This is a genomic window from Pantoea sp. Ap-967 (assembly GCF_011752565.1).
Classification (GTDB): domain Bacteria; phylum Pseudomonadota; class Gammaproteobacteria; order Pseudomonadales; family Pseudomonadaceae; genus Aquipseudomonas.
The window spans coordinates 45,950-70,815 of the sequence record NZ_VWXK01000008.1 but is presented as its reverse complement, the minus strand read 5'-3'; the positions used below and the strand labels follow the sequence as shown (position 1 = coordinate 70,815).

The 24,866-nt window shown below is 64.6% G+C and carries 20 protein-coding genes; 5 read left to right on the top strand and 15 right to left on the bottom strand.

Annotation, left to right across the window (positions count from 1 at the left end; all coding sequences use genetic code 11):
- Positions 1 to 38 precede the first annotated feature (38 nt).
- Positions 39 to 1,586: an AmpG family muropeptide MFS transporter gene (locus F3J45_RS10775; RefSeq protein WP_167061466.1), complete on the top strand. Its 1,548-nt coding sequence runs from the start codon at positions 39 to 41 to the stop codon at positions 1,584 to 1,586.
- 134 nt (positions 1,587 to 1,720) lie between these two features.
- On the opposite strand, the gene F3J45_RS10770 is transcribed toward F3J45_RS10775, so the two are convergent.
- From F3J45_RS10770 to F3J45_RS10760, 3 genes are all read right to left on the bottom strand, one after another.
- Complete coding sequence (locus F3J45_RS10770) at positions 1,721 to 2,962, bottom strand: MFS transporter (protein ID WP_167061463.1); 1,242 nt, start codon at positions 2,960 to 2,962, stop codon at positions 1,721 to 1,723.
- Positions 2,963 to 3,128: 166 nt separating this feature from the next.
- Positions 3,129 to 3,971, bottom strand: coding sequence for a mechanosensitive ion channel family protein (locus tag F3J45_RS10765; RefSeq protein WP_167061460.1), 843 nt, complete (start codon positions 3,969 to 3,971; stop codon positions 3,129 to 3,131).
- Positions 3,972 to 4,085: 114 nt separating this feature from the next.
- Complete coding sequence (locus F3J45_RS10760) at positions 4,086 to 4,571, bottom strand: YajQ family cyclic di-GMP-binding protein (protein WP_167061457.1); 486 nt, start codon at positions 4,569 to 4,571, stop codon at positions 4,086 to 4,088.
- A gap of 102 nt (positions 4,572 to 4,673) precedes the next feature.
- Between F3J45_RS10760 and F3J45_RS10755 the strand changes: the two genes are divergently transcribed.
- The 3 genes from F3J45_RS10755 to F3J45_RS10745 are packed head-to-tail and all read left to right on the top strand — an operon-like array spanning position 4,674 to position 8,216.
- Positions 4,674 to 5,591, top strand: coding sequence for a putative 2-dehydropantoate 2-reductase (locus tag F3J45_RS10755; protein ID WP_167061454.1), 918 nt, complete (start codon positions 4,674 to 4,676; stop codon positions 5,589 to 5,591).
- A 29-nt stretch (positions 5,592 to 5,620) separates the two neighbouring features.
- Positions 5,621 to 7,648, top strand: coding sequence for an ATP-binding protein (locus F3J45_RS10750; protein ID WP_167061451.1), 2,028 nt, complete (start codon positions 5,621 to 5,623; stop codon positions 7,646 to 7,648).
- Between the two features lies 1 nt (position 7,649).
- Entirely contained in the window at positions 7,650 to 8,216 is a 567-nt protein-coding gene (locus F3J45_RS10745) for a cob(I)yrinic acid a,c-diamide adenosyltransferase (protein WP_167061448.1), read from the top strand.
- A gap of 80 nt (positions 8,217 to 8,296) precedes the next feature.
- Here the strand turns inward: F3J45_RS10745 and F3J45_RS10740 are convergent, their stop codons facing one another.
- From F3J45_RS10740 to secA, 3 genes are all read right to left on the bottom strand, one after another.
- Positions 8,297 to 9,241, bottom strand: a complete 945-nt coding sequence (locus tag F3J45_RS10740) for a Nudix family hydrolase (RefSeq protein ID WP_167061445.1) — start codon at positions 9,239 to 9,241, stop codon at positions 8,297 to 8,299.
- Between the two features lie 158 nt (positions 9,242 to 9,399).
- Positions 9,400 to 10,617 (bottom strand): bifunctional glutamate N-acetyltransferase/amino-acid acetyltransferase ArgJ, encoded by a 1,218-nt coding sequence (gene argJ, locus F3J45_RS10735; RefSeq protein ID WP_167061442.1) that lies wholly within the window; start codon positions 10,615 to 10,617, stop codon positions 9,400 to 9,402.
- A 195-nt stretch (positions 10,618 to 10,812) separates the two neighbouring features.
- Positions 10,813 to 13,545: a preprotein translocase subunit SecA gene (gene secA / locus F3J45_RS10730; RefSeq protein ID WP_167061439.1), complete on the bottom strand. Its 2,733-nt coding sequence runs from the start codon at positions 13,543 to 13,545 to the stop codon at positions 10,813 to 10,815.
- A gap of 366 nt (positions 13,546 to 13,911) precedes the next feature.
- Here secA and F3J45_RS10725 point away from each other — a divergent pair, with 366 nt between their 5' ends.
- Positions 13,912 to 14,370 carry a DUF721 domain-containing protein gene (locus tag F3J45_RS10725; RefSeq protein WP_167061436.1) on the top strand — a complete coding sequence of 153 codons (459 nt, stop codon included), beginning with the start codon at positions 13,912 to 13,914 and terminating at the stop codon, positions 14,368 to 14,370.
- A gap of 52 nt (positions 14,371 to 14,422) precedes the next feature.
- On the opposite strand, the gene lpxC is transcribed toward F3J45_RS10725, so the two are convergent.
- The 9 genes from lpxC to murD form a co-directional block, all read right to left on the bottom strand.
- On the bottom strand, positions 14,423 to 15,334 hold the full coding sequence (lpxC, locus tag F3J45_RS10720) for a UDP-3-O-acyl-N-acetylglucosamine deacetylase (protein WP_167061433.1): 912 nt from the start codon (positions 15,332 to 15,334) through the stop codon (positions 14,423 to 14,425).
- A 112-nt stretch (positions 15,335 to 15,446) separates the two neighbouring features.
- Positions 15,447 to 16,643 (bottom strand): cell division protein FtsZ, encoded by a 1,197-nt coding sequence (ftsZ, locus tag F3J45_RS10715; RefSeq protein WP_027917991.1) that lies wholly within the window; start codon positions 16,641 to 16,643, stop codon positions 15,447 to 15,449.
- 55 nt (positions 16,644 to 16,698) lie between these two features.
- The gene (gene ftsA, locus F3J45_RS10710; RefSeq protein ID WP_167061430.1) at positions 16,699 to 17,955 is read right to left on the bottom strand and encodes a cell division protein FtsA; all 1,257 of its coding nucleotides are present in this window, start codon (positions 17,953 to 17,955) and stop codon (positions 16,699 to 16,701) included.
- Between the two features lie 14 nt (positions 17,956 to 17,969).
- On the bottom strand, positions 17,970 to 18,839 hold the full coding sequence (locus F3J45_RS10705) for a cell division protein FtsQ/DivIB (RefSeq protein ID WP_167061427.1): 870 nt from the start codon (positions 18,837 to 18,839) through the stop codon (positions 17,970 to 17,972).
- Between the two features lie 4 nt (positions 18,840 to 18,843).
- Positions 18,844 to 19,800 carry a D-alanine--D-alanine ligase gene (locus F3J45_RS10700; RefSeq protein WP_167061424.1) on the bottom strand — a complete coding sequence of 319 codons (957 nt, stop codon included), beginning with the start codon at positions 19,798 to 19,800 and terminating at the stop codon, positions 18,844 to 18,846.
- Positions 19,797 to 21,245, bottom strand: coding sequence for a UDP-N-acetylmuramate--L-alanine ligase (gene murC / locus F3J45_RS10695; protein ID WP_167061421.1), 1,449 nt, complete (start codon positions 21,243 to 21,245; stop codon positions 19,797 to 19,799). The genes F3J45_RS10700 and murC overlap by 4 nt, the downstream gene beginning before the upstream one ends.
- Positions 21,238 to 22,317, bottom strand: a complete 1,080-nt coding sequence (murG, locus tag F3J45_RS10690) for an undecaprenyldiphospho-muramoylpentapeptide beta-N-acetylglucosaminyltransferase (protein WP_167061418.1) — start codon at positions 22,315 to 22,317, stop codon at positions 21,238 to 21,240. Before murG ends, murC begins: the two co-directional genes overlap by 8 nt.
- Positions 22,307 to 23,521, bottom strand: coding sequence for a putative lipid II flippase FtsW (gene ftsW / locus F3J45_RS10685; RefSeq protein ID WP_167061415.1), 1,215 nt, complete (start codon positions 23,519 to 23,521; stop codon positions 22,307 to 22,309). The genes murG and ftsW overlap by 11 nt, the downstream gene beginning before the upstream one ends.
- Complete coding sequence (gene murD, locus F3J45_RS10680) at positions 23,518 to 24,858, bottom strand: UDP-N-acetylmuramoyl-L-alanine--D-glutamate ligase (protein WP_255432020.1); 1,341 nt, start codon at positions 24,856 to 24,858, stop codon at positions 23,518 to 23,520. The genes ftsW and murD overlap by 4 nt, the downstream gene beginning before the upstream one ends.
- Between the last annotated feature and the right edge of the window lie 8 nt (positions 24,859 to 24,866).

Below are 24,866 nucleotides of genomic sequence, written 5' to 3'. Positions count from 1 at the left end.
CGCTTTGTTTTCGCAAACTTTGAGGCAGATGTTGGCCCATGCCCCGTAAAACCTGGCGCGCTGCCCTTGCCGCCTATGCCAGTCCGTCAACCCTGGTACTCCTGCTGCTCGGCTTCGCCGCCGGCCTGCCCTACATGCTGGTGTTTTCAACCCTCTCGGTGTGGCTGCGCGAAGCGGGTGTTGCCCGTGAAACCATCGGCTACGCCAGCCTCATCGGCCTGGCCTATGCCTTCAAGTGGGTCTGGTCGCCGCTGCTCGACCAGTGGCGCCTGCCCTTGCTCGGCGGCCTGGGGCGGCGGCGTTCGTGGCTGCTGCTGTCGCAATCGCTGGTGGTGATCGGCCTGGTCGGCATGAGCCTGTGCGACCCGCAACAGCACCTGTCGTGGCTGATTGCCCTGGCCGTGCTGGTGGCGTTCGCCTCGGCCACCCAGGACATCGCCGTCGATGCCTACCGCCTGGAAATCGCCGATGACCAGCGCCAGGCCGCCCTGGCCGCCAGCTACATGGCCGGCTACCGGGTGGCCGCCCTGCTTGCCACCGCCGGCGCGCTGTTCTTCGCCGAATGGTTCGGCTCCACCGGTTTCAGCTACCTGCACAAGGCCTGGGCCGGCACCTACGTGCTGTTTGGCGTGATGATGCTGCCGGCGCTGTTCACCACCCTGGTGATGCGTGAGCCACCGGTGCCGATGCGCACCCAGCTGTCGGCCGCGCGCTACGGCCTGATGCACCAGATGGCCTCGGTGTTCGTGCTGATCATCCTGCTGGTATCGGTGCCGGCAAGCTTCACCCAGATGTTCAACACCGGCTGGTCCAGCGTGATTTCCGGCGATGCCACGCCGCTCGACCTGCTGCTCGAAGACCGCGCCTTCCTGCGCCTGATCCTCTACGTGCTGCTGACCTGGGCCTGCTTGTCGGGCATGGGCCGGCGCGGCCTGGCGCCGGTGCTGACGCCGGTGAACGACTTCATCGCCCGTTACCGCTGGCAGGCCCTGCTGCTGCTTGGGCTGATCGCCACCTACCGCATGTCCGACACAGTCATGGGGGTGATGGCCAACGTGTTCTACATCGACATGGGCTTCACCAAGGACGAAATCGCCAGCGTCAGCAAGATCTTCGGCCTGGTCATGACCCTGGTCGGCGCGGGTGTCGGCGGCCTGTTGATCGTGCGCTTCGGCATCCTGCCGATCCTGTTCATCGGCGGGGTTGCCTCGGCGGCCACCAACCTGCTGTTCCTGATGCTGTCGGACATGGGCCCGAACCTGGAAATGCTGGTGGTGACCATCTCGCTCGACAACTTCAGCTCGGGCCTGGCCACCTCGGCGTTCGTCGCCTACCTGTCGAGCCTGACCAACCTGAAGTTCTCGGCCACGCAATATGCGCTGCTGAGTTCGATCATGCTGTTGCTGCCACGGCTGATCGGCGGGTATTCGGGGGTGATGGTGGAGAAGTACGGCTACCACGACTTCTTCCTGATTACGGCGTTGCTGGGTGTACCGACCTTGATCCTGATTGCCTTGCACTGGCGCCAGGAAGCGGGAAAGGGCAAGCCCGTGCCGGTTGAGAACCCGGCGGCCGAGCAGCCCTGACAGTGCTTGTTAGCCTGTAGCGGCCTCTTCGCGGGGCAAGCCCGCTCCTACAAGGACCGCACAAACCTCAAATGGTGTGCGGTCCTTGTAGGAGCGGGCTTGCCCCGCGAAGAGGCCCTTACAGGCGATTGCGATTACCCCGCAACCACAGGTGAAGCCGGCCGCCCCACCACGAACCACAACGGCCACAGCGCCAGCACTCCGGCCACACCGGCGGCCAGGGCAAAGTGCAGCAAGCTCTCCCCCGCCCCGATCATCGCCAGCAGCGCCCCACCCAGCCCCAGCAGGGCAATGGTGATCATCCCCAACATCGCCGACACCAACCCCTTGCTCTGCTCGCTGGCGAACAGCGTCATGCGGTACAGCACGGCATTGGCCACCCCCAGCCCCAGGGCATACAGCGTCATGCCCGCCACCACGCTGGTCACCGACGGCCACCACCAGGTCGCCAGCACCATCAGGCACAGCCCGGCCAGATACGGCCCCAGTGCGCCGCGTACCAACGCCGGCAACGGATAGCGCTCGGCAATGCGGTTGATGACCAGGTTACCCAGGATCAACCCACCAAACACCGGCAACTGCCACAGCGCATAGGCCATCGTGCTCAACCCCTCGTCGTGGATCAACAGCACCGGCGACAGGCCGATCCAGGCAATCAGCGGCAAGCCCACCAGGCCCAGTGCAGCGCTGCCGGCAACGAATTTGAGGTTGCCGAGCAACTGGCCATAACCGGCGAGCAGCGGCAGCAGGTGGATCGGCGTGAACGCCAGGCGCGAGCCGTCACGGCGCTCCACCCCCAGGGTTTCGGGCATCAAGCGGTGCAGCAACACCCAGCACAGCACCGCGCCGATGGCGAAGGCCACGAACAGCCAGCGCCAGTCCAGCCACTGCAGCATCAGGGTGCCGATCAGCGGGCCGAGCAACGGCGAGAGCAAGGCGATATTGGCCAGCAGTGCCATCATGCGCACCGCGTCAGCCTCGCTGAAGGCCTCGTTGAGCGCCGGGTAGCTCACGGTCACCACGAAGCCCAGGCCAATGCCCTGCAACAGGCGCAGCAGGTTGAACAGGCCGATGTCCTGCACCCAGTAGGTGGCCAGGCAGGCCACGCCAAAGAACGCACAGCCTGCCAGCAACAATGGCCGGCGGCCATAGCGGTCGGCCAGCGGGCCGATCAGCCATTGCAGCACCACGCCACCGAGCAGGTAGAGGTTCAGCGCATGGGGGATGTATTCGGGGCTGGCGTTCAGGTGCTCGACCACCACCGGCATGGCCGGCATCACGGCGTCGCTGGCCAGGTAGGTGAGCAGTTCGAACAGGGCCAGGGTCAGGCCAAACAGCAGGGCCCGCAGGGGGGTGATGTACAGGAGTGGTTTCATGATGGCGTATCGGGTACAGGCAGAGGGGGTCAGGCTATATGCCAGAAATGGTGGGGGTTTGCTGTGAACAAGTGTAAGGGACGCAAAAAAAACCGGGGCAAGCGCGCCCTGTAGGGGCGGGCTTGCCCCGCGAAGGGCCGCACGCGGCCCCGGCTTCAACGAAAACTTACTGCGCGGCCGTCTCCTGCACCACGCGAATCACCCGCTGCGGAAAGGGAATGTCGATGCCTTCAGCCTTCAACCGGTCACGGGCATGCTCGTTGAGCATGAACATCACATCCCAGTAGTCGGAGGTTTTGGTCCACAGGCGCAGCGACACGGTGATCGAGCTGTCGCCCAAGGTCGAAACCACCGCCTGCGGCGCCGGCTCGGCCAGCACACGCGGGTCCTGGGCCAAGCTCAGCAACACCTGGCGGGCCTTCTGCAAGTCGGCCTCGTAGTCCACACCCACATCGAACACCACCTTGCGCGTCGGCTGGCGGTTGGTGTTGGTGATGATGCCGTTGGACAGGCTGCCGTTGGGCATGATGACCGTCTTGTTGTCACCGGTGCGCAGCACGGTGTGGAAAATCTGGATGCTGTCGACAGTACCAGACACGCCCTGCGCCTCGATCCAGTCACCAATGCGGAACGGGCGGAACATCAGAATCAGCACGCCACCGGCGAAGTTCGCCAGGCTCCCCTGCAAGGCCAGGCCGATGGCCAGGCCCGCGGCACCGATGGCGGCGACGAACGAGGTGGTTTCGATACCGATCATCGACGCCACGCTGACGAACAGCAGCACCTTCAGCACGATGTTCGACAGGGTGCTGATGAACCCCTGCAGTGCCAGGTCGGCATTGCGCAGGCCAACCAGTTTGCCCAGGCGGGCGCTGACCCTGTTGATGATCCACCAGCCGACCGCCAGGGTCAGCAACGCCAGCAGCAGGCGGCTGCCGTATTCCATGATCAAGGGGATCCAGGTCTGCGATTGGCGGACCAGCTGATCCACTTCAGCGTTCAAATCCATAGTCATCTCCTGATGCCGAGCGGCACATGCACTGTGAAGCAGGCCGCCGGTATTTCAGCGGCCATGGCCACCATGGACATCATTGGGCCATCGGGGTTCCAGACAACCCGGCGATCAGTCGCGGAAGTTGTTGAACTGGATTGGCATGTCGAACTCCTTGGTGCGCAGCAGGGCGATGGCTTCCTGCAGGTCGTCACGCTTCTTGCCGGTGACGCGCACCTGCTCGCCCTGGATGGCGGCCTGGACCTTGAGCTTGCCATCCTTGATGGTGGCGACGATCTTCTTGGCCAGGTCCTTGTCGATGCCTTCGCGGAACTTGGCTTCCTGCTTCTTTTCCTTGCCCGAGGCATACGGGTCTTTGGTTTCCAGGCATTTCACGTCGATCTTGCGCTTGACCAGGGCCAGGCGCAGGATTTCCAGCATCGCTTCGAGCTGGAACTCTTCCTCGGCGGTCAGTACCACGGTCTGCTCCTTGTCCTTGAACTCGAAGCTGCCCTTGCCCTTGAGGTCGTAGCGGCGGTCGAGGTCCTTGATGGCGTTGTCGACCGCGTTCTGCACTTCGTGCTTGTCCAGTTCCGATACCACGTCGAACGAAGGCATGGTTGTTCTCCATAAAATAAAAGCGCGCTCAGTCTGAACATGGAGCGCGTCGGTGTTAGCGGGTTAAAATGCGGACTCATTATAACGGGTTGCGAAACGCAGATGAGCAGCACCTGGCATATTCTCGGCGCCGGCAGCCTCGGCACCCTCTGGGCTTGCCGCCTGGCCCGTGCGGGCAAGGCAGTGCGCCTGATCCTGCGTGATGCAGCGCGCCTGCAGGCCTACCAGCAGGCCGGTGGCCTGACCCTGGTCGAACAGGAGCAACCGCGGCATTACGCCATTCCCGCGGAAACCGCTGAGGCCCCCGGGCCGATCCACCGCGTGCTGGTGGCCTGCAAGGCCTATGACGCCGCCCCCGCCATCGCCCGCCTCGCCCCACGCCTGGCCGATGGCGCGACGATCGTGCTGCTGCAAAACGGCCTGGGCAGCCAGGACGAAGTGGCCGAGCAGGTGCCCCTGGCCCGCTGCATCTTTGCCTCCAGCACCGAAGGCGCCTTTCGCGAGGGCGACTTTCAGGTGCGCTTTGCCGGCCAGGGCTTCACCTGGCTGGGCGACCCTGCCAACCCGGCCGTGCCCGACTGGTTCGGCGACCTGCAGGACGCCGGCATCCCCAGCGAATGGACCGTCGACATCCTCACCCGCCTGTGGCGCAAGCTGGCGCTGAACTGCGCGATCAACCCGCTGACCGTGCTGCACGATTGCCAGAACGGCGGGCTGCTCGGCCACCTGGGTGAAGTGGAGGCGCTGAGTGCGGAGCTGGCCGGCCTGCTGCAGCGTTGTGGCCAGCCCGAGGCGGCAATCGACCTTGCCGAAGACGTGCAACGGGTGATCCTGGCCACCGCGGCCAACTACTCTTCCATGTACCAGGACGTTCGCGCCGGCCGGCGCACCGAGGTGCACTACCTGCTGGGCCATGCCTGCCGCGCCGCTGCCCGCCACGGCATGGCGCTGCCCCAGCTGGAACACCTGCACCAGCGCCTGGTCGATAACCTGCGGGCGCGCGGTTTGCCCAGCGCCTGACGTCAACCCATAAGGACATCGCCCAGCCCATGACCTTGCGCCAACGCCTGGAAAACCTCCCGGTCGGGCAGAAGCTGCTGGCAGCCCTGCTGGTGCTGCTGGTGACCATTCTGCTGGTGGCCAACCTGACCTTCATCAGCGCCGCCTACTGGATCACCCAGGAAAGCATGGCGCCGCAGGCCCTGCAGACCATTGGCCGGCTGGTGGCCAACCCGCAGCTGTCGGCGCGTGCCGGCGACTCGGAAGAAAACGCCACCGCCCTGCTCCAGGAACTGGGCAGCTACACGCCACTGCGCGCGGCGGCCCTCTACGGCGGCGACGGGCGCCTGCTGGCGCAGTTGCAGCACGGCGAGCCGCTGGCCCTGCCCAAGCGCTACCGCAACATCGACGGCTGGCGCCTGATGGAGTTTCGCAGCACCCAGCTGATCCGCCTGCCCCGCGAGGCCAGCCCGCCAGCGCACCTGCTGCTGGTAGCCAGCAGCGAGCTGCCCACGGCCTTCTACACCGGCACCCTCAGCGCCAGCCTGGCGATCCTGGTGTTCAGCATCCTGCTGTGGATCGTCATCGCCCGGCAGATCAAGCGCCTGATTACCCAGCCGATCAATCAGCTCGAAGAGCTCAGCCGCCAGGTAACCCGCGAGGAAAGCTATGCCCTGCGCGCGCAGCGGGGCAACGACGACGAAATCGGCAGCCTGGCCGAGGCCTTCAACACCATGCTGTCGCGTATCGAGGCCCGCGAGCAGCAGCTCAAGCGCGCCCGTGACGAGTTCCAGGACGCTTACGACCAGGCCCAGGGCCTGGCCGAGGAAACCCGCCACACCAACCGCAAGCTGGAGCTGGAAGTTCAGGTTCGCAGCAAGATCGAGAAAAAGCTCACGGGCTTTCAGAACTACCTCAACAGCATCATCGACTCGATGCCCTCGGCGCTGATCGCCCTCGACGAACAACTCTACGTCACCCAGTGGAACCACGAGGCCACGGTACTCTCCGGCACGCCCCTGGACGAGGCGCTGAACCAACCGATCTTCATCGCCTTCGAACCGCTCAAGCCGTTCCTGCCCCAGCTCAAGGAAACCGTGGAAAAGCACCGGGTGGCGAAGATCGAGCGGGTCACCTGGCCCAAGGCGGACGACTCGCGCCACTACGCCCTGACCTTCTACCCGTTGATGGGCGGTGGCGGGCGTGGCGTGGTCATTCGGATCGACGACATCACCCAGCGCCTGTCGCTGGAAGAGATGATGGTGCAGTCGGAAAAGATGCTCTCGGTCGGCGGCCTGGCAGCCGGCATGGCCCACGAAATCAACAACCCGCTGGGGGCGATTCTGCACAACGTGCAGAACATCCGCCGGCGCCTGTCTCCGGAGCTGCCGCGCAACCAGGAGCAGGCCGGCGAGCAGGGCATCGACCTCACCAGCGTCAACCGTTACCTGGCCAGCCGCGAGGTGCCGCAACTGCTCGATGGCATCCAGCAGGCCGGTGCCCGGGCCGCGAAAATCGTCACCCACATGCTCAGTTTCAGCCGCCTGAGCAACCGCCAACTGGCACCCTGCGACCTGCCGGCACTGATCGACCAGGCCGTGGAAATTGCCGGCAACGACTTCGACCTGACCATCGGCTTCGACTTCAAGGGCCAGGCCATCGTGCGCCAGTTCGACCCCAACCTGGGGCCGGTGCCAGGCACGGCCAACGAGCTGGAGCAGGTGCTGCTCAACCTGCTGAAGAACGCCGCCCAGGCCATTCACCTGCGCCCCCAGCCCAGCGAGCCGGGGCGCATTACCCTGCGCACCCGGCTCAACCCGCCGTGGGCGGAAATCCAGGTGGAGGACAACGGCGTCGGCATGCCCGAGGCCGTGCGCAAGCGTACCTTCGAGCCATTCTTCACCACCAAGGAGATCGGCCAGGGCACCGGGCTTGGGCTGTCGGTTTCCTACTTCATCATCACCAATAACCACAAGGGGCAGATGGAAGTGCAGTCCACGCCCGGCCAGGGCACCTGCTTCACCCTGCGCCTGCCCCTCGGCCAGCCGGCGACGGCGGCGACCAAAACGGAGGCATGACATGGGCTATCGCCTGTCGAAAATCTACACCCGCACCGGCGACCAGGGCGAAACCGGCCTGGGCGATGGGCGCCGGGTGCCCAAGGACCACCCGCGAATCGAGGCGATCGGCGAGGTCGACAGCCTTAACAGCCAACTTGGCCTGCTGCTCGCGGGGCTGGGGGAACACGGGCTGGATGAGGTGGGTAACGTGCTTGCGCCCTGCCAGCATCGGCTGTTCGACCTGGGCGGGGAGCTGGCGATGCCCAGCTACCAGGCGCTGAACCAGGCCGAGGTGGAGCGGCTGGAAGCGGCCATCGATGTGTGGAACGAGGAACTGGGGCCGTTGAAGAACTTTATCCTGCCCAGCGGTTCGGCGCTGGTGGCCCAGGCCCATGTGTGCCGCAGCCTGGCGCGCAGTGCCGAACGGCGCTGCCAGCAGCTCAATGCGCTGGAGCCGTTGGCGGGGGTGGGGTTGGCCTATATCAACCGGCTTTCGGATTTGCTGTTTGTGGCGGCGCGGATCATTGGGCGGCGCCAGGGGGTGGCTGAGGTGTTGTGGCAGCCTGCGCAGAAGCCTTTGGGGTGATGGTTGTGTGTAGGTCGTGATGGGGCTGCTTTGCAGCCCATCGCGACCTGCGGTCGCTCCTACCGGGGGGGCGTGGGCGCTTAGGCCTCAGGCCAGAACGCCCGGATCCCCGCCACACCTTGCGCGCCAGCCGCCCAGGCCTGCTCGCGCTCAGCCGGCCCTACGCCACCCAGCAGGTAGACGGGCTGGGTGAAACCTGCGATCAACCGCTGCGCCTCATCCCAGCCCAGCGGCACGGCCTCAGGGTGGGTCTGGGTTGCCTGCACCGGCGACAGGGTCACGAAATCCACCCCCATCTGCTCAGCCAGCGCCAGCTCCTCGGCACTGTGGCAAGACGCCGCCAGCCAGCGTGCTTTCGGGAATGGCCGCCCCTTGGCCGCGTACTTGCGCAACTGCGCAGCCGTGAGGTGCCAGCCGGCCGACGGGAAGTCGCCCAGCCATTCCAGCGGGCCCTTGAGCATCAGCTGCGCCTTGCCGGCGCACAGGCCCACCGCGTCCACCGCCACATCGCGGTACTTGGGGTCGTACATGTCTGGCGCGCGCAACTGGATCAGGCGAATGCCATTGGCCACCGCCTTCTGGATGCCCTTGAGCAGTTGCGGCACTTCCAGGCCATCGGGGGTAATCAGGTATTGGTCGGGCAGGCGCGCTGCGGCGACGATCGGCTTGTTGGCCTCGGGGAACTCGTACTGGGGCAAATCCCGCGGGGCCACCCAGGCCAGTGGCTGGCCTTCGGCGCCGTGGGCCTCGCCGACAAAGGCGTCGACTTCGCGAACCTCCAGCAGCACCTGCTTGTCCGGGTAGTCATGGCTGACCTTGATCAGTGGCCGCGAACGCACCACGTCGATACCCAGCTCCTCGCGCAGCTCACGGGCCAGGGCCGCTTCGACGGCCTCGCCCTGCTCCACCTTGCCACCTGGGAATTCCCAGAGACCACCCTGGTGCTGGGTGTCGGCGCGCCGGGCTATCAGAATGCGGCCATCGGTGCCCCGAATGACTGCTGCTACAACATGTATCCGTTTCAACCTTCACGCTCCGCCAGGCCGGCCAGTGGTAAATGGTTTGGGGTGGCATTCGGCGTGCAAGCCCTATCCCGCCCTACGCTCGCTGCCACAGGGCAACGCAACCCCCCGTAGGAGCGACCGCAGGTCGCGAAAGGGCCCGCAAGCCAAAAACCGTTACATCAAGTACGGTATTCGGCGTTGATCTTCACGTACTCGTGGGACAGGTCGGTGGTCCAGATGGTTTCGCTGCACTGGCCACGGCCCAGCTCGATACGGATGGTGATTTCTTCCTGCGCCATCACCTTCGAGCCTTGCTCCTCGGTGTAGCTCGGGCTGCGCCCGCCTTGGCTGGCGATGCACACGCTGTCCAGGTACACATCGATCAGGCTGACGTCCAGCTCAGGCACACCCGCACGGCCAACGGCGGCCAGGATACGGCCCCAGTTCGGGTCGGAAGCGAACAGCGCGGTCTTGATCAGCGGCGAGTGGGCCACGGCGTAACCCACATCCAGGCACTCCTGGTGGTTGCCCCCGCCGTTGACCTGCACGGTGACGAACTTGGTCGCGCCTTCGCCGTCACGGACGATGGCCTGAGCCACTTCCATGCACACTTCGAACACGGCCTTTTTCAGCGCTTCGAACAGCGCGCCGCTGGCCTCGGTGACTTCCGGCAGGTTGGCCTTGCCGGTGGCGATCAGCATGCAGCAGTCGTTGGTGGAGGTGTCACCATCGATGGTGATGCGGTTGAACGACTTGTTGGCGCCATCGAGCATCAGGTCTTTGAGCACCGCCGGCGCGACCTTGGCGTCGGTGGCGATGTAGCCGAGCATGGTGGCCATGTTCGGGCGGATCATGCCCGCGCCTTTGCTGATACCGGTGACGGTAACGGTCACGCCGTCGTGCTGGAACTGGCGGCTGGCACCCTTGGGCAGGGTGTCGGTGGTCATGATGCCGGTGGCGGCTTCAGCCCAGTGGTTTTCCGACAGGTTGTCCAGGGCGGCCTGCAGGGCGCCTTCGATCTTCTCGACCGGCAGCGGCTCACCGATCACGCCGGTGGAGAACGGCAGTACCGACTCGGCTGGCACGCCGGTCAGCTCGGCCAGCTTGGCGCAGGTGCGCTCGGCGGCGGCCAGGCCAGGTGCGCCGGTGCCGGCGTTGGCGTTACCGGTGTTGGTCAGCAGGTAGCGCACGGTGCCTTGTACACGCTGCTTGGAGAGGATCACCGGTGCGGCGCAGAAGGCGTTGAGGGTGAACACGCCTGCGACGCTGGAGCCTTCGGCGCAGCGCATGACCACCACGTCCTTGCGCCCAGGGCGCTTGATGCCGGCAGAAGCGATGCCGAGTTCAAAACCCGGAACCGGGTGCAGGGTGGGCAAAGGACCAAGACCAACAGCCATTAGAGCGCTCCTAGAAATACGGTGAAATGATGAGGGAAAAGCGGGGCCGCTTCGCGCCCCATTCGCGGCACAAGGCCGCTCCTACAAGGGCATCGCAACCATCAGGCTGGGCGCGGTCCCTGTAGGAGCGGCCTTGTGCCGCGAATGGGCCGCACAGCGGCCCCCGGTGTGTCACGTTACAGCGAGTGAATCAGATCACTCGATCTGACCATGGCAATGCTTGAATTTCTTGCCCGAACCACACCAGCACGGCTCGTTGCGGCCCAGTTTCAGGTCGTTGCGCACCGGGGCGGCGGCCACGGCCACTTCAGCACCCTCCTCGCTCAGCTCGCTTTCAAGGCCCGGCGCGGCAGCATGCTGGAACTGCATGCGGCTGGCCAGCTCCTCGGCTTCGCGGCGCAGGCGGGCTTCTTCTTCGGCCGGGTCTTCGCGGCGTACCTGAACGTGCGACAGCACGCGGATGGTGTCGCGCTTGATCGACTCCAGCAGTTCCTGGAACAGGGTGAACGACTCGCGCTTGTACTCCTGCTTCGGGTTCTTCTGCGCATAGCCACGCAGGTGAATACCGTGGCGCAGGTGGTCCATGGTCGACAGGTGGTCTTTCCACAGATCGTCCAGCACGCGCAGCAGAATCTGCTTCTCGAAGGTACGCAGGGCGTCGATGCCGGCCTGGTCTTCCTTCTCGGTGTAGGCCGTGGTGATTTCGCTCAGCAGCTTCTCGCGCAGGGTTTCCTCGTAGAGGTGATCGTCCTCGTCGAGCCACTGCTGGATTGGCAGCTTGATGGCAAAATCGCTGGCCAGCGAAGCCTCGAGGCCGGCCACGTCCCACTGCTCGGGCAGCGACTGCGGCGGAATGTGCTGGCTGATGGTGGCATCGAGCACTTCCTGGCGGAACTCGGCGATGGTGTCGCCAATGTTCTCGGCCGCCAGCAGGCTGTTGCGCATGTGGTAGATCACCTTGCGCTGTTCGTTGGCCACATCGTCGTATTCGAGCAGCTGCTTGCGGATGTCGAAGTTGCGGCCTTCGACCTTGCGCTGGGCTTTCTCGATGGCGTTGGTGACCATGCGGTGCTCGATGGCCTCACCGGACTGCATGCCCAGTGCCTTCATGAAGTTCTTCACCCGGTCAGAGGCGAAGATGCGCATCAGGCTGTCTTCCAGCGACAGGTAGAAACGGCTCGAACCCGGGTCGCCCTGACGGCCGGAACGGCCACGCAGCTGGTTGTCGATACGGCGCGATTCGTGGCGCTCGGAGGCGATCACGTGCAGGCCACCGGCCTCGATCACCTGCTGGTGACGCTTCTGCCAGTCGGCCTTGATCTGGGCGATCTGCTCAGGGGTCGGGTTTTCCAGGGCGGCCACTTCGGCTTCCCAGTTACCACCCAGCAGAATGTCGGTACCACGGCCAGCCATGTTGGTGGCGATGGTCAGCGCGCCCGGGGCACCGGCCTGGGCGATGATCTCGGCTTCCTTCTCGTGGTACTTGGCGTTCAGTACCTTGTGGTCGATGCCTTCCTGCTTCAGCAGGTTCGACATGTGCTCGGAGGTTTCGATGGTGGCGGTACCCACCAGAATCGGCCGGCCCTGGGTCATGCTTTGCTTGATGTCGGCAATGATCGCGGCGTATTTCTCGTCGGCGGTCAGGTACACCAGGTCGTTGTGGTCCTTGCGCGCCAGCGGCTTGTTCGGCGGAATGACCATGACGTTCAGGGCGTAGATCGACTGGAACTCGAACGCTTCGGTGTCGGCGGTACCGGTCATGCCGGACAGCTTGGTGTAGAGGCGGAAGTAGTTCTGGAAGGTGGTCGAAGCCAGGGTCTGGCTTTCAGCCTGGATGTTCAGGTTTTCCTTCGCCTCGATGGCCTGGTGCAGGCCTTCGGACAGGCGACGGCCCGGCATGGTACGGCCGGTGTGCTCGTCGATCAGCAGCACCTGGCCGTCCTGCACGATGTACTCGACGTTGCGGTGGAACAGCTTGTGCGCACGCAGGCCGGCATAGACATGGGTCAGCAGGCCCAGGTTGTGCGCCGAGTACAGGCTCTCGCCCTCGGCCAGCAGGCCGGCTTGGGTGAGCATTTCCTCGATGAACTGGTGCCCGGCTTCGTTGAGCTCGACCTGGCGGCTCTTCTCGTCGATGGTGAAGTGGCCTTCCTGGGTGACCTGGCCTTCCACTTCCTCGATGTGCTGGGTCAGGCGCGGGATCAGGCGGTTGATCTCGATGTACAGCTTGGAGCTGTCTTCGGCCTGGCCAGAGATGATCAGCGGGGTACGGGCTTCGTCGATGAGGATCGAGTCGACTTCGTCGATCACCGCGAAGTTGAGTTCACGCTGGAACTTCTCTTCCTGGCTGAACGCCATGTTGTCGCGCAGGTAGTCGAAACCGAATTCGTTGTTGGTGCCGTAGGTGATGTCGGCGGCGTAGGCAGCGCGCTTTTCTTCAGGCGGCTGGAAGGCCGAGACGATACCCACGGACAGGCCGAGGAATTCGTACAGCGGGCGCATCCAGTTGGCGTCACGGCGGGCCAGGTAGTCGTTCACCGTGACCACGTGCACGCCCTTGCCGGACAGTGCGTTCAGGTACACGGCCAGGGTACCGACCAAGGTCTTGCCTTCACCGGTACGCATTTCTGCGATCATGCCCTCGTGAAGGGTCATGCCACCGATCAGCTGCACGTCGAAGTGGCGCATGCCCATCACGCGCTTGCCGGCCTCACGGGCCACGGCGAAGGCTTCAGGCAACAGCTGGTCCAGGGTCTCGCCTTTGGCCAAGCGTTCCTTGAACTCTGCGGTCTTGCCCCGCAGTTGCTCGTCGGAGAGGGCCACCATCTTCTCTTCGAAGGCATTGACGATAGCTACCGTCTTGAGCATGCGTTTGACTTCACGCTCGTTCTTGCTTCCAAAAAGTTTTTTTAACAAAGGCGCAAACATATCGGCAGGATCTTCCACACGTAGGGATGGAGGGCGGCCCCATGAGTCGCCCGTGCAGCCCTGAGGCCGCATGCGAACGAGCATTCTACCCGGAAACGATGGTGAGGAAAGTGGTCGATTGCCACGATGCTGGCACAGCGCTTAGGCGGGGGCTTTTCTAAGATAGGGGCATTTTCCCTGAGTTCAACCTTCAGGTTGATGAAACGTAGCGAGAATGACTCGTATCTTGCACTGGCCTCTTCGCGGGACAAGCCCGCTCCTACGGGAATCGCGCAATATCTGTAGGAGCGGGCTTGCCCCGCGAAGAGGCCGGCACAGCCAACAGAGATGTTAGACTGCCCATCTTGTAACTTCATGCAAACAGCCATGGCCTTCAAACCCTCCCCCGCCCAGCCACCCGCCGCCCTGCTGCGCCAGAACCGCCCGCTGCGCCTGCTACTGAACCAGGCCGAGCGCCTGGAGCACCTGCAGCGCCTGCTGGAAAGCCAGTTGCAGCCGGCTGCGCGCGAACATTGCCATGTGGCGTCCTGGCGTGATGGCACGCTGCTGCTGGTGGTCACCGACGGGCACTGGGCCACCCGCCTGCGCTACCAGCAAAAACGCCTGCTGCGCCAGCTTCAGGAACTGGAAGCCTTCGGCAACCTCAAGCGCATCCTGTACAAGGTGCAGCCGCCGCTGGTGCCGGCCAAGCGCGGCGGCAATACCACCGAACTGTCGAGCAACGCCGCAATGAGCATCCGCGATTCGGCAGAAGGTATCGCCGACCCCAAGTTGCGCGCCGCCCTCGAACGCCTGGCCAGCCACGCCAACAAAGGCAAGGGCTGAAAAAAAAAAGGCCACCCGAAGGTGGCCTTAATGAACTAGAGAGTGTTCGAACTTACACCGCCGCTACAGGGCGCATGTACGAGATCGGTGCCGTGCTGGCATCTTCGAACGTGACCACTTCCCAGGCATCGGTTTCCTTGATCAGCTTGCGCAGCAGCTGGTTGTTCAGCGCGTGGCCAGACTTGTAGCCCTTGAACTCGCCGATCAGGCTGTTGCCCAGCAGGTAAAGGTCGCCAATGGCGTCGAGGATCTTGTGCTTGACGAATTCGTCATCGGAACGAAGGCCGTCTTCGTTGAGCACACCAGTCTCGTCGACCACGATGGCGTTCTCGACACTGCCGCCCAGCGCAAGGTTGTGCTTGCGCAGGTACTCGATGTCACGCATGAAACCGAAGGTACGGGCGCGGCTGACTTCCTTGACGAAGGAGGTGCTGGAGAAGTCTACCACCGCACTTTGGGTCTGGCCCTTGAGGACCGGGTGATCGAAGTCGATCTCGAAGCTCACCTTGAACCCGTCGAAAGGCAGGAAGGTGGCGCTCTTGTCGCCCTCCACCACTGTCACTTCGCGCAGGATGCGGATGAACTTCTTGGCTGCGTCCTGTTCTTCCAGGCCGGCAGACTGAATCAGGAATACGAAGGGACCGGCGCTGCCATCCATGATCGGCACTTCCGAGGCGGAGAGCTCGACGTAGGCGTTATCGATGCCCAGGCCCGCCATGGCGGAGAGCAAATGCTCGACCGTATCGACCTTGACGTCACCGTTGACCAGCGTGGTGGACATGGTGGTCTCGCCCACATTGGCCGCGCGCGCCGGGATTTCGACCACAGGGTCGAGGTCGGCGCGACGGAAGACGATGCCGGTGTCGACAGGCGCAGGCTTGAGGGTCAGGTAGACCTTCTCCCCGGAGTGCAGGCCGACGCCGGTGGCACGGATGGTATTCTTCAGGGTGCGTTGTCTAATCATGGCATTGGCCGCTTCAGCGCTAATTGCGAACAGGTATCAACAAAGGCTGGGAATAATAACAGACCCGGCCTTTGCTGAACACCAATCACCCTTATACCCCTGATAAATTCCATCAATCGGCCTGACGACGCAGGAAGGCTGGAATGTCGAGGTAATCCAGGTCGTCCTGTGGGTTGAGCTTGGCGGCTGCCGCAGCACCGGCGTGAGCCTGGTTGCGCATTACCGTCGGGCGCTCTAGGTCGCGGTAGTTGACGGCTGGCTGCTCCTGGCGAACCGGCGCCGGGTTGGAAGACTCGTACACCTGCTGGGCAGTCTGCAGGGTGTTGTCGACCACTTTCACCGGTTTTTCGATGCGCGCGCCCAGACCAGTGGCAACCACGGTCACGTGCAGTTCGTCGCGCATGTCCGGGTCGATCACGGTGCCGACCTTGACCATCGCGTGGTCGGAGGCGAAGGCTTCGATGATGCTACCCACGTCGGAGTACTCACCCAGCGACAGGTCCGGGCCAGCAGTGATGTTCACCAGGATGCCGCGGGCGCCCTGCAGGTTGACGTCTTCGAGCAGCGGGTTGCGAATCGCCGCCTCGGTGGCTTCGCGGGCGCGGTTCGGGCCGCTGGCGCAGCCAGTACCCATCATCGCCATGCCCATTTCACCCATCACGGTACGCACGTCGGCGAAGTCGACGTTGATCATGCCCGGGCGCTTGATGATATCGGAGATACCACGCACGGCACCGGCCAGTACATCGTCGGCCTTGGCGAAGGCAGACAGCAGGCTGGCATCCTTGCCCAGGATGGTCAGCAGCTTCTCGTTGGGGATGGTGATCAGCGAGTCGACGCTTTCAGCCAGCATGCGGATGCCTTCATCGGCGATCTGCATGCGCTTGCGGCCTTCGAACGGGAACGGACGGGTCACCACCGCAACGGTGAGGATGCCCATTTCCTTGGCCACTTCGGCGATGATCGGCGCCGCACCGGTGCCGGTACCGCCGCCCATGCCGGTGGTGATGAACACCATGTTGGTGCCCTGCAGCACCTCGGCGATGCGCTCACGGTCTTCCAGCGCGGCCTGGCGGCCGACTTCCGGGTTGGCACCGGCACCCAGCCCTTTGGTTACGCCGGTACCCAGTTGCAGGATGGTGCGTGCGCCAATGTTTTTCAGCGCCTGGGCATCGGTGTTGGCGCAGATGAACTCGACGCCTTCGATGCTGCTCTTCACCATGTGGTTGACGGCGTTGCCGCCGCCACCGCCGACGCCGATCACTTTGATGACCGGGCTTTGCGGGACGTTGTCTACGAGCTCGAACATTTTCCCTCTCCTTACAGTTCTCTAGTTGTCGCGCCTACCACTACTGCTTTGAAACTTAGAAGTTGCCCTGAACCCACCGCTTGAAGCGCTCAAGCACTGGGGCCTTCGGTTCATCGCCATAGCTGTTGCTGCTGATGTTACCGGTCAGGGGCAAGTCCTCGGACTGCTTCTGCAGGCCGTAGGTGAGCAAGCCCACGCCGGTGGAATAGATCGGGTTGCGCACCACGTCGCTCAGCCCCCGAACGCTGTGCGGCACGCCCAGGCGTACCGGCATGTGGAAGATTTCCTCGGCCAGTTCCACGGCGCCTTCCATTTTCGCGGTGCCGCCGGTGAGGACGATGCCGGCAGGCACCAGGTCCTCGTAGCCGCTGCGGCGCAGTTCAGCCTGAATCAGGGTGAACAGCTCGTCGTAACGCGGCTCCACCACTTCGGCCAGGGCCTGGCGCGACAGTTCGCGCGGTGGGCGATCGCCCACGCTTGGCACCTTGATGGTTTCGCCGGCACCGGCCAGCTTGGCCAGGGCGCAGGCGTAGCGGATCTTGATTTCCTCGGCGTACTGGGTGGGCGTGCGCAGGGCCATGGCGATGTCGTTGGTCACCTGGTCGCCGGCAATCGGGATCACCGCGGTGTGGCGGATGGCGCCTTCGGTGAAGATGGCGATATCGGTGGTGCCACCGCCGATGTCCACCAGGCACACGCCCAGCTCTTTCTCGTCATCGGTCAGCACCGAGTAGGCCGATGCCAGCTGCTCAAGGATGATGTCGTCGATTTCCAGGCCGCAACGGCGCACGCACTTCTCGATGTTCTGCGCCGCGTTGACCGCGCAGGTAACCACGTGGACCTTGGCTTCCAGGCGCACGCCAGACATGCCCAGCGGCTCGCGCACGCCTTCCTGGTTGTCGATCACGTAGTCCTGCGGCAGGGTGTGCAGCACGCGCTGGTCGGCCGGAATGGCCACGGCCTGGGCGGCGTCGAGCACACGCTCCAGGTCCGCCAGGCTGACCTCGCGGTCACGAATCGCGACGATGCCGTGGGAGTTCAGGCTGCGGATGTGGTTGCCGGCCACGCCGACGAACGCCGAGTGGATGCGGCAGCCGGCCATCAGCTGGGCCTCTTCCACCGCGCGCTGGATCGACTGCACGGTCGACTCGATGTTCACCACCACGCCTTTTTTCAGGCCGCGGGACGGGTGGGTGCCGATACCCACGATCTCGAGGGTGCCGTCTTGGCCCACTTCACCCACCAGCGCCACCACCTTGGAGGTGCCGATGTCCAGCCCGACGATCATTTTGCCGCTATGCGCGTTTGCCATGGTCCTGCCTCTCTCTAATTCTTCGCAACGGCGGGTTTGGCCGTCGTCGGTGCAATCGGTTCCCGCCAACCAACGGCAAGTCCGTTGGAATAACGCAGATCAATGCGGGCGATATTGGTGATCTGCTCTTTGAGCGTCTTGTCGTAAATGGCAATGAAACGGCGCATCTTCTCCACCAGATGGTCGCGCCCCAGCAGCAGCTCGATGCCCGGCCCGGTGCTACCGGCACCGGTGGTCAGGAACCAGCTGCCTCGCTCGCGCAGCTCCAGGCGAGCGATGGAAAAGCCCAAGGGGCGCAGCATCTGGCTCAATACCTGATACTGCTGCATGACTTGTTGCTGGGCACGCTGCGGCCCGAACAGCTGCGGCAGGTGCTCATAGTTGGCCAGCTCGCGCGGGGTAAAGGCCTGGCCCTGGTTGTTGAGCAAGGCCTCGTCGCCCCAGCGCGCCACCGGCAGCTGTTCTTCCAGGCGAATCACCACCTCATCGGGCCACACGCGGCGCACTTCGGCATGGGCGATCCACGGCATCTGCTCAAGCTCGGCGCGCATCGCCGTCAGGTCGACGCTGAAGAAGCTCGCCGCCACGTAGGGGGCAATGCGCTGCTGCACCGACTGCTGGCTGATGTAGCTGAGGTCGCCCTGCACGTCGATCTTGGTGATCGGCCGGTCGGCATAGGGCATCAGGCGAATGGCACCTTCGTAGGCGCCAAAGCCGGCAGCCACCAGCACGATCGGCCACAGCAAGCGCTTCAGGCCACCCAGGCTGGGCCGCGGCAGGCGCGCCGATACGGGCTCGTCGGCCACCAGTCGGCTGGCACCACGCGGCACCGGCTTGCTACGGCCGGTAACGGGTTGCTGCTGACGTATCATTGCGCCTTGCATGGTCTTAACCTCGCGTCACGACGCTGTCGGCCAGGATTGCCAGCACCAGTTGCTGGAAGTCCAGGCCGGCCGCACGGGCCGCCATGGGCACCAGGCTGTGGTCGGTCATGCCTGGTGCGGTGTTGACTTCGAGCAGCCAGAACCGGCCCTGCTCGTCCTGCATCACGTCCAGCCGGCCCCAGCCTTCGATGCCGATGGCATCGCAGGCGCGCGCGGTCAGGTCGATCAGTTCCTGCTCCTTGGCACTGTCCAGGCCGCACGGGATGCGGTACTGGGTGTCATTGGCGATGTACTTGGCGTCGTAGTCGTAGAACACGTGCGGGGTGCCCAGCGCGATCGGCGGCAGCACCTGGCCGCGCAGTACCGCGATGGTGAACTCCGGGCCGTGAATCCATTGCTCGACCAGAACCTGCGAATCGTAGTTGGCGGCGTCTTGCCAGGCAGCGACCAGTTCCTGCTCGCTGTTCACCTTGGCCATGCCGATGCTAGAGCCTTCATGGGCTGGTTTGACGATCAGCGGGAAGCCCAGTTCCGTGCCGGCTGCAACACAATCCTCGGCGCTTGCCAGCACCGCGTGGCGCGGGGTTGGAATACCCAGGCTCTGCCACACCTGCTTGGTGCGCAGCTTGTCCATGGCCAGGGCCGAGGCAAGGATGCCGCTGCCGGTGTAGGGGATGCCCAGGCACTCAAGCAGGCCCTGCATGCTGCCGTCTTCACCGCCACGGCCGTGGAGGATGATGAAGGCGCGGTCGATTTTCTCGGCCTGCAGGCGCGCCAGCAGGTCGTCACCGACGTCGATGCCGACCACGTCGACACCGGCGCTGGTCAGCGCGTCGATCACGGCGGCGCCGGATTTCAGCGACACTTCACGCTCGGCGCTCTTGCCGCCGTACAGCACGGCGACGCGGCCGAACGCCTTGACGTCCAGGGTCGAGTGCAAGGTTGCGTAGGCGCTGGTCATTTCGACTTCTCCTGCTTGGCGCCTGCGAACAGCGGGCTTTTCATCAGTTGCGGGGCCAGGCCGCCAACGTCACCGGCACCCTGGCAGATCAGGATGTCGCCGGCACGCAGCAGCGGCTTGACCAGCGGCGCAAGCTCGGCGCCACGTTCGATGTAGATCGGGTCCAGCTTGCCGCGCTGGCGAATGCTGTGGCACAGCTGGCGGCTGTCGGCACCGGGGATTGGCTCTTCACCGGCCGGGTAGACCTCCATCAGCAGCAGCACGTTGGCATCGCCCAGTACCTGCACGAAATCGTCGTACAGGTCGCGGGTACGGCTATAGCGGTGCGGCTGGTAGACGATCACCAGGCGCCGGCTTGGCCAGCCACCGCGCACGGCCTTGATCACCGCGGCCACTTCGGTCGGGTGGTGGCCGTAGTCGTCCACCAGCATCACGCTGCCACCCTCGACCGGCAGCTCGCCGTACACCTGGAAGCGCCGGCCGACGCCCTGGAAGCAGGACAGGCCCTGGACGATGGCTTCATCGCTGATGCCCTCATCGGTGGCAATGGCGATGGTGGCCAGGGCGTTGAGCACGTTGTGATTGCCCGGCATGTTCACCGACACCTCAAGCGGCTCGCGGTCGCGACGCAGCACGGTGAAATGGGTTTGCATGCCCTGCTGGCGCACGTTGATGGCGCGGATGTCGGCCTCTTCGGTGAAGCCATAGGTAACGGTCGGGCGCTTGACCTGCGGCAGGATCTCGCGCACCACCGGGTCGTCCAGGCACACCACGGCCAGGCCGTAGAACGGCAGGTTGTGCAGGAACTCGACGAAGGTTTTCTTCAGCTTGTTGAAGTCGCCTTCGTAGGTGGCCATGTGGTCGGCGTCGATGTTGGTGACCACGGCAACCATGGGCTGCAGGTGCAGGAAGCTGGCGTCGCTTTCATCGGCTTCGGCAATCAGGTAGCGGCTGGTGCCCAGCTGCGCGTTGGTGCCGGCGGCGGTCAGGCGGCCACCGATGACGAAGGTCGGGTCCAGGCCGCCGGCGGCGAACACCGAGGCCAGCAGGCTGGTGGTGGTGGTCTTGCCGTGGGTGCCGGCAACCGCCACGCCATGGCGATAGCGCATCAGCTCGGCCAGCATTTCGGCGCGCGGCACCACGGGAATGCGGCGTTCCAGGGCAGTGGCGACTTCCGGGTTGGCCGGGTTGATGGCGCTGGACACCACCAGCACGTCGGCATTGGCGGCGTTCTCGGCGCGGTGGCCAACGAAGATCTCGGCACCGAACGACTCCAGGCGCTCGGTAACCGGCGAGGCCTTGAGGTCGGAACCGGACACCTGGTAACCCAGGTTCAGCAGCACTTCGGCGATACCGCACATGCCCACGCCGCCGATACCGACGAAGTGGATGCGGTTGATACGGCCCATCTTCGGTTGGGGCATGGCTTTCTGGCTTTCAACCATGGGCCACCTCCAGGCAGATATCGACCACGGTGCTGGTTGCAGCAGGTTTGGCCAGGCGCCGTGCGGTGCCAGCCATGGTGTTGAGTTTCTCGGGTTGCATCAGCACCTCGTTCAGGCGTTCAGCGAGCTGCGCTGCGCCAGTTGTCGCTTGTGGCATGAGGAAGGCTGCGCCTTCCTGGGCCAGATATTGGGCGTTGTGGGTCTGGTGGTCGTCGATGGCGTGGGGCAAGGGCACCAGCATCGAGGGCAGGCCCGCTGCCGCCAGCTCGCTGACGGTCAGGGCACCGGCCCGGCACACCACCATGTCGGCCCAGCCATAGGCATGGGCCATGTCCTTGATGAACGGCTCGACCTGAGCCTCGACACCGGCTTCGCGATAGCGCTCGGCGGTGACTGGCCCATGGTTCTTCCCGGCCTGGTGAAACACCTCCGGGCGCAGGCTTGCCGGCACTTCCGACAGGGCCTTAGGCAACAATTTGTTCAATGGTTCCGCACCCAGGCTGCCGCCCATGACCAACAGCCGCGCACGGCGCTCGGCCAGGGGGGCGCGCACGGCGTCCATGAACAGTTCAGGGCGCACCGGGTTGCCGGTGGTACGCAGCTTTTCACTGCTGGCGAAGGTGGCCGGGAAGGCCTCGCACACCCGCGCTGCCAGTGGCAGCAACAGGCGGTTGGTAGTGCCGGCGCGGGCGTTCTGCTCATGGATCACCAGCGGCACGCCGCACAGGCGCGCAGCCACACCACCGGGGCCGGTCACATAGCCGCCAAAGCCGACCACGCACACAGGTTTGAGCTGGCGCACGATGCGCCGCGCCTGCAGCACCGCCTTGACCAGGGTGAACGGCGCCTTGAGCAGCGACAGCTTGCCCTTGCCGCGCAGGCCCGTGACCTGGATCAGGTGCAGCGGCAGGCCGGCTTGTGGCACCAGTTCGTTCTCGATGCCACGCGGGGTGCCCAGCCAGTGCACGGTGTAGCCGCGTGCCTGGAACTCACGGGCGCAGGCCAGGGCCGGGAACACATGGCCCCCGGTGCCGCCAGCCATGATCAGTACGTTCTTGCCGTCAGCGGCCATGACTGGTCTCCTCGGCAAAATCGCTTTCATTGAATTCGTGTTCCTCGCTGCCCAGGTGCGTGCGGCTTTCCCACTCGATACGCAGCAACAAGCCCACGCAGGCGCAGCAGATCACCAGCGATGAACCGCCGTAACTGAGGAACGGCAGGGTCAGGCCCTTGGTCGGCAGCAGGCCGACGTTCACCCCGATGTTGATCAGGAACTGGCCGATCCACAGGAACGCCAGGCCAAAGGCCATGTAGGCGGAGAAGAACTGCTTGGCCTTCTCGGCCCACAGGCCGATGTACAGGGCACGAATGGTGACGAACACGAACAGCGCGATGGTCACCAGCGAGCCGACCACGCCCAGTTCCTCGGCCAGTACCGAGAACACGAAGTCGGTGTGCGCCTCCGGCAGGTAGAACTGCTTCTGCACGCTGTTGCCCAGGCCCACGCCCAGCCACTCGCCACGGCCGAAGGCGATCAGTGCCTGGGTCAGCTGGTAGCCGGAGCCGAACTGGTCGGACCAGGGGTCGGTGAAGGTAATCAGGCGCGCCATCCGGTACGGCTGCGCCTGCACCAGCACGAACACCGCGAACACCGCCAGCACCACCATCAAGCTGAAGCGGAACAACCCCACCCCGCCAAGGAACAGCATCGCCGCGGCGGCGCCCATCATCACCACGGTGGCGCCGAAGTCCGGCTCCATCAGCAGCAAGGCAGCCATCGGCAGCAGCACGATGAACGGCTTGAAGAAGCCCATCCAGGTTTCACGCACTTCGGTTTGGCGCCGCACCAGGTAACCGGCCAGGTAGATGACCACGAACACCTTGGCGATTTCCGAAGGCTGCACGTTGAAGAAGCTGAACCCGATCCAGCGCATCGAACCGTTCACCTCACGGCCAATGCCCGGCAACAGCACCATGACCAGCAGGCCGAAGGCGCCGATCAGCATCATGAAGCCCATACGCTGCCAGGTGGCGATCGGCACCATCATGGTCGCACCGCAGGCGACCAGGCCGAGGAACACGTACACCAGATGGCGGAACATGTGGTACAGCGGGTTGCCGGACTGCACGGCGGCCACTTCCGAGGACGCCGAGGTGATCATCACCAGGCCAAGGCCCAGCAGTGCCAGGCAACCGGCCAGCAGCGGGAAGTCGAGGTCGATGCCACGGCCGCTGATCAGCGGCGACGGGTAAGGCTTGAAGACGCCGAAGATCATGCCAGCCCTCCCGCCGCCTGGGCGAACAGGCGCCCACGCTCTTCGAAGTTCTTGAACATGTCGAGGCTGGCGCAGGCCGGCGACAGCAACACGGCATCGCCCGGGCGGGCCAGCTCGGCGCACTGCTGCACGGCGTCGTCCAGGGTCTTGACCCTGACCTGCGGCACGCCATCGCCCAGGGCCTGGGCCAGGCGCTCGGCGTCACGGCCAAGCAGCACCACGGCGCGGCAGAAGCGCTGAACCGGCTCGCGCAGGGCGGCGAAATCAGCGCCCTTGCCATCACCGCCGGCAATCAGCACCAGCTTGCCTTCGATATCGGCGCCCAGGCCTTCGATGGCGGCCAGGGCAGCCCCGACATTGGTGGCCTTGGAATCGTCGTACCAGTTCACCCCGTTGCGCTCGCGCACCCACTGGCAGCGGTGGGCCAGGCCACCGAACTCGCGCAGGGCGTCGAGCATTGGCGCGAACGGCAGGCCTGCGGCATGGCCCAGGGCCAGGGCGGCCAGGGCGTTGCTCTGGTTGTGGGCACCGCGCACTTTCAGTTCGCGCACCGGCATCAGCGCCTGGAACTCGTATGCCAGGTATTTTTCGCCGTCGACTTCACGCAGGCCGAAGGCCTTGAAATCGGGCTGGTTGAGGCCGAAGGTGAAGCACGGGCGGCCTTCCACAGGCAGCGGCCGGCTGAGGGCGTCCTGGCGGTTGACCACCACCTGGCGGGCGCCACGGAAGATCCGGTGCTTGGCCAGGTGGTAGGCCGGCAGGCCGCTGTAGCGGTCCATGTGGTCCTCGCTGATGTTCAGCACCGTGGCCACTTCAGCGTTGAGCTGGTCGGTGGTTTCCAACTGGAAGCTCGACAGCTCCAGCACGTACAGCTCCACCTCGTCACTCAAAAGGTCGAGCGCCGGGGTGCCGAGGTTGCCACCCACGGCCACGCGCTTGCCGGCCTTGGCGGCCATGTCGCCGACCAGGGTGGTGACGGTGCTCTTGGCGTTGGAGCCGCTGATCGCCACGATTGGCGCCTTGGCATAGCGGGCGAACAGCTCGATGTCACCAGACAGTTGCACGCCACGTGCCGCTGCCTGCTGCAGGGCAGGCGTGGCCAGGGCCAGGCCCGGGCTTACGTACAGCGTGCTGGCGCGGCACAGGAAGTCCACGTCCAGTTCACCACAGCGCACTTCCACCTGCGGGTAATCACGGCGCAGGGTTTCCAGTTCCGGCGGTTGCTCACGGGTGTCGGCGACCGCAAAGGCAATGCCCCGGTTCGCCAGGAAGCGAACCAGGGACATGCCGCTCTTGCCGAGGCCGACAACGATGCGGAATTGGTCGGAAGCGATCAAAGACACGC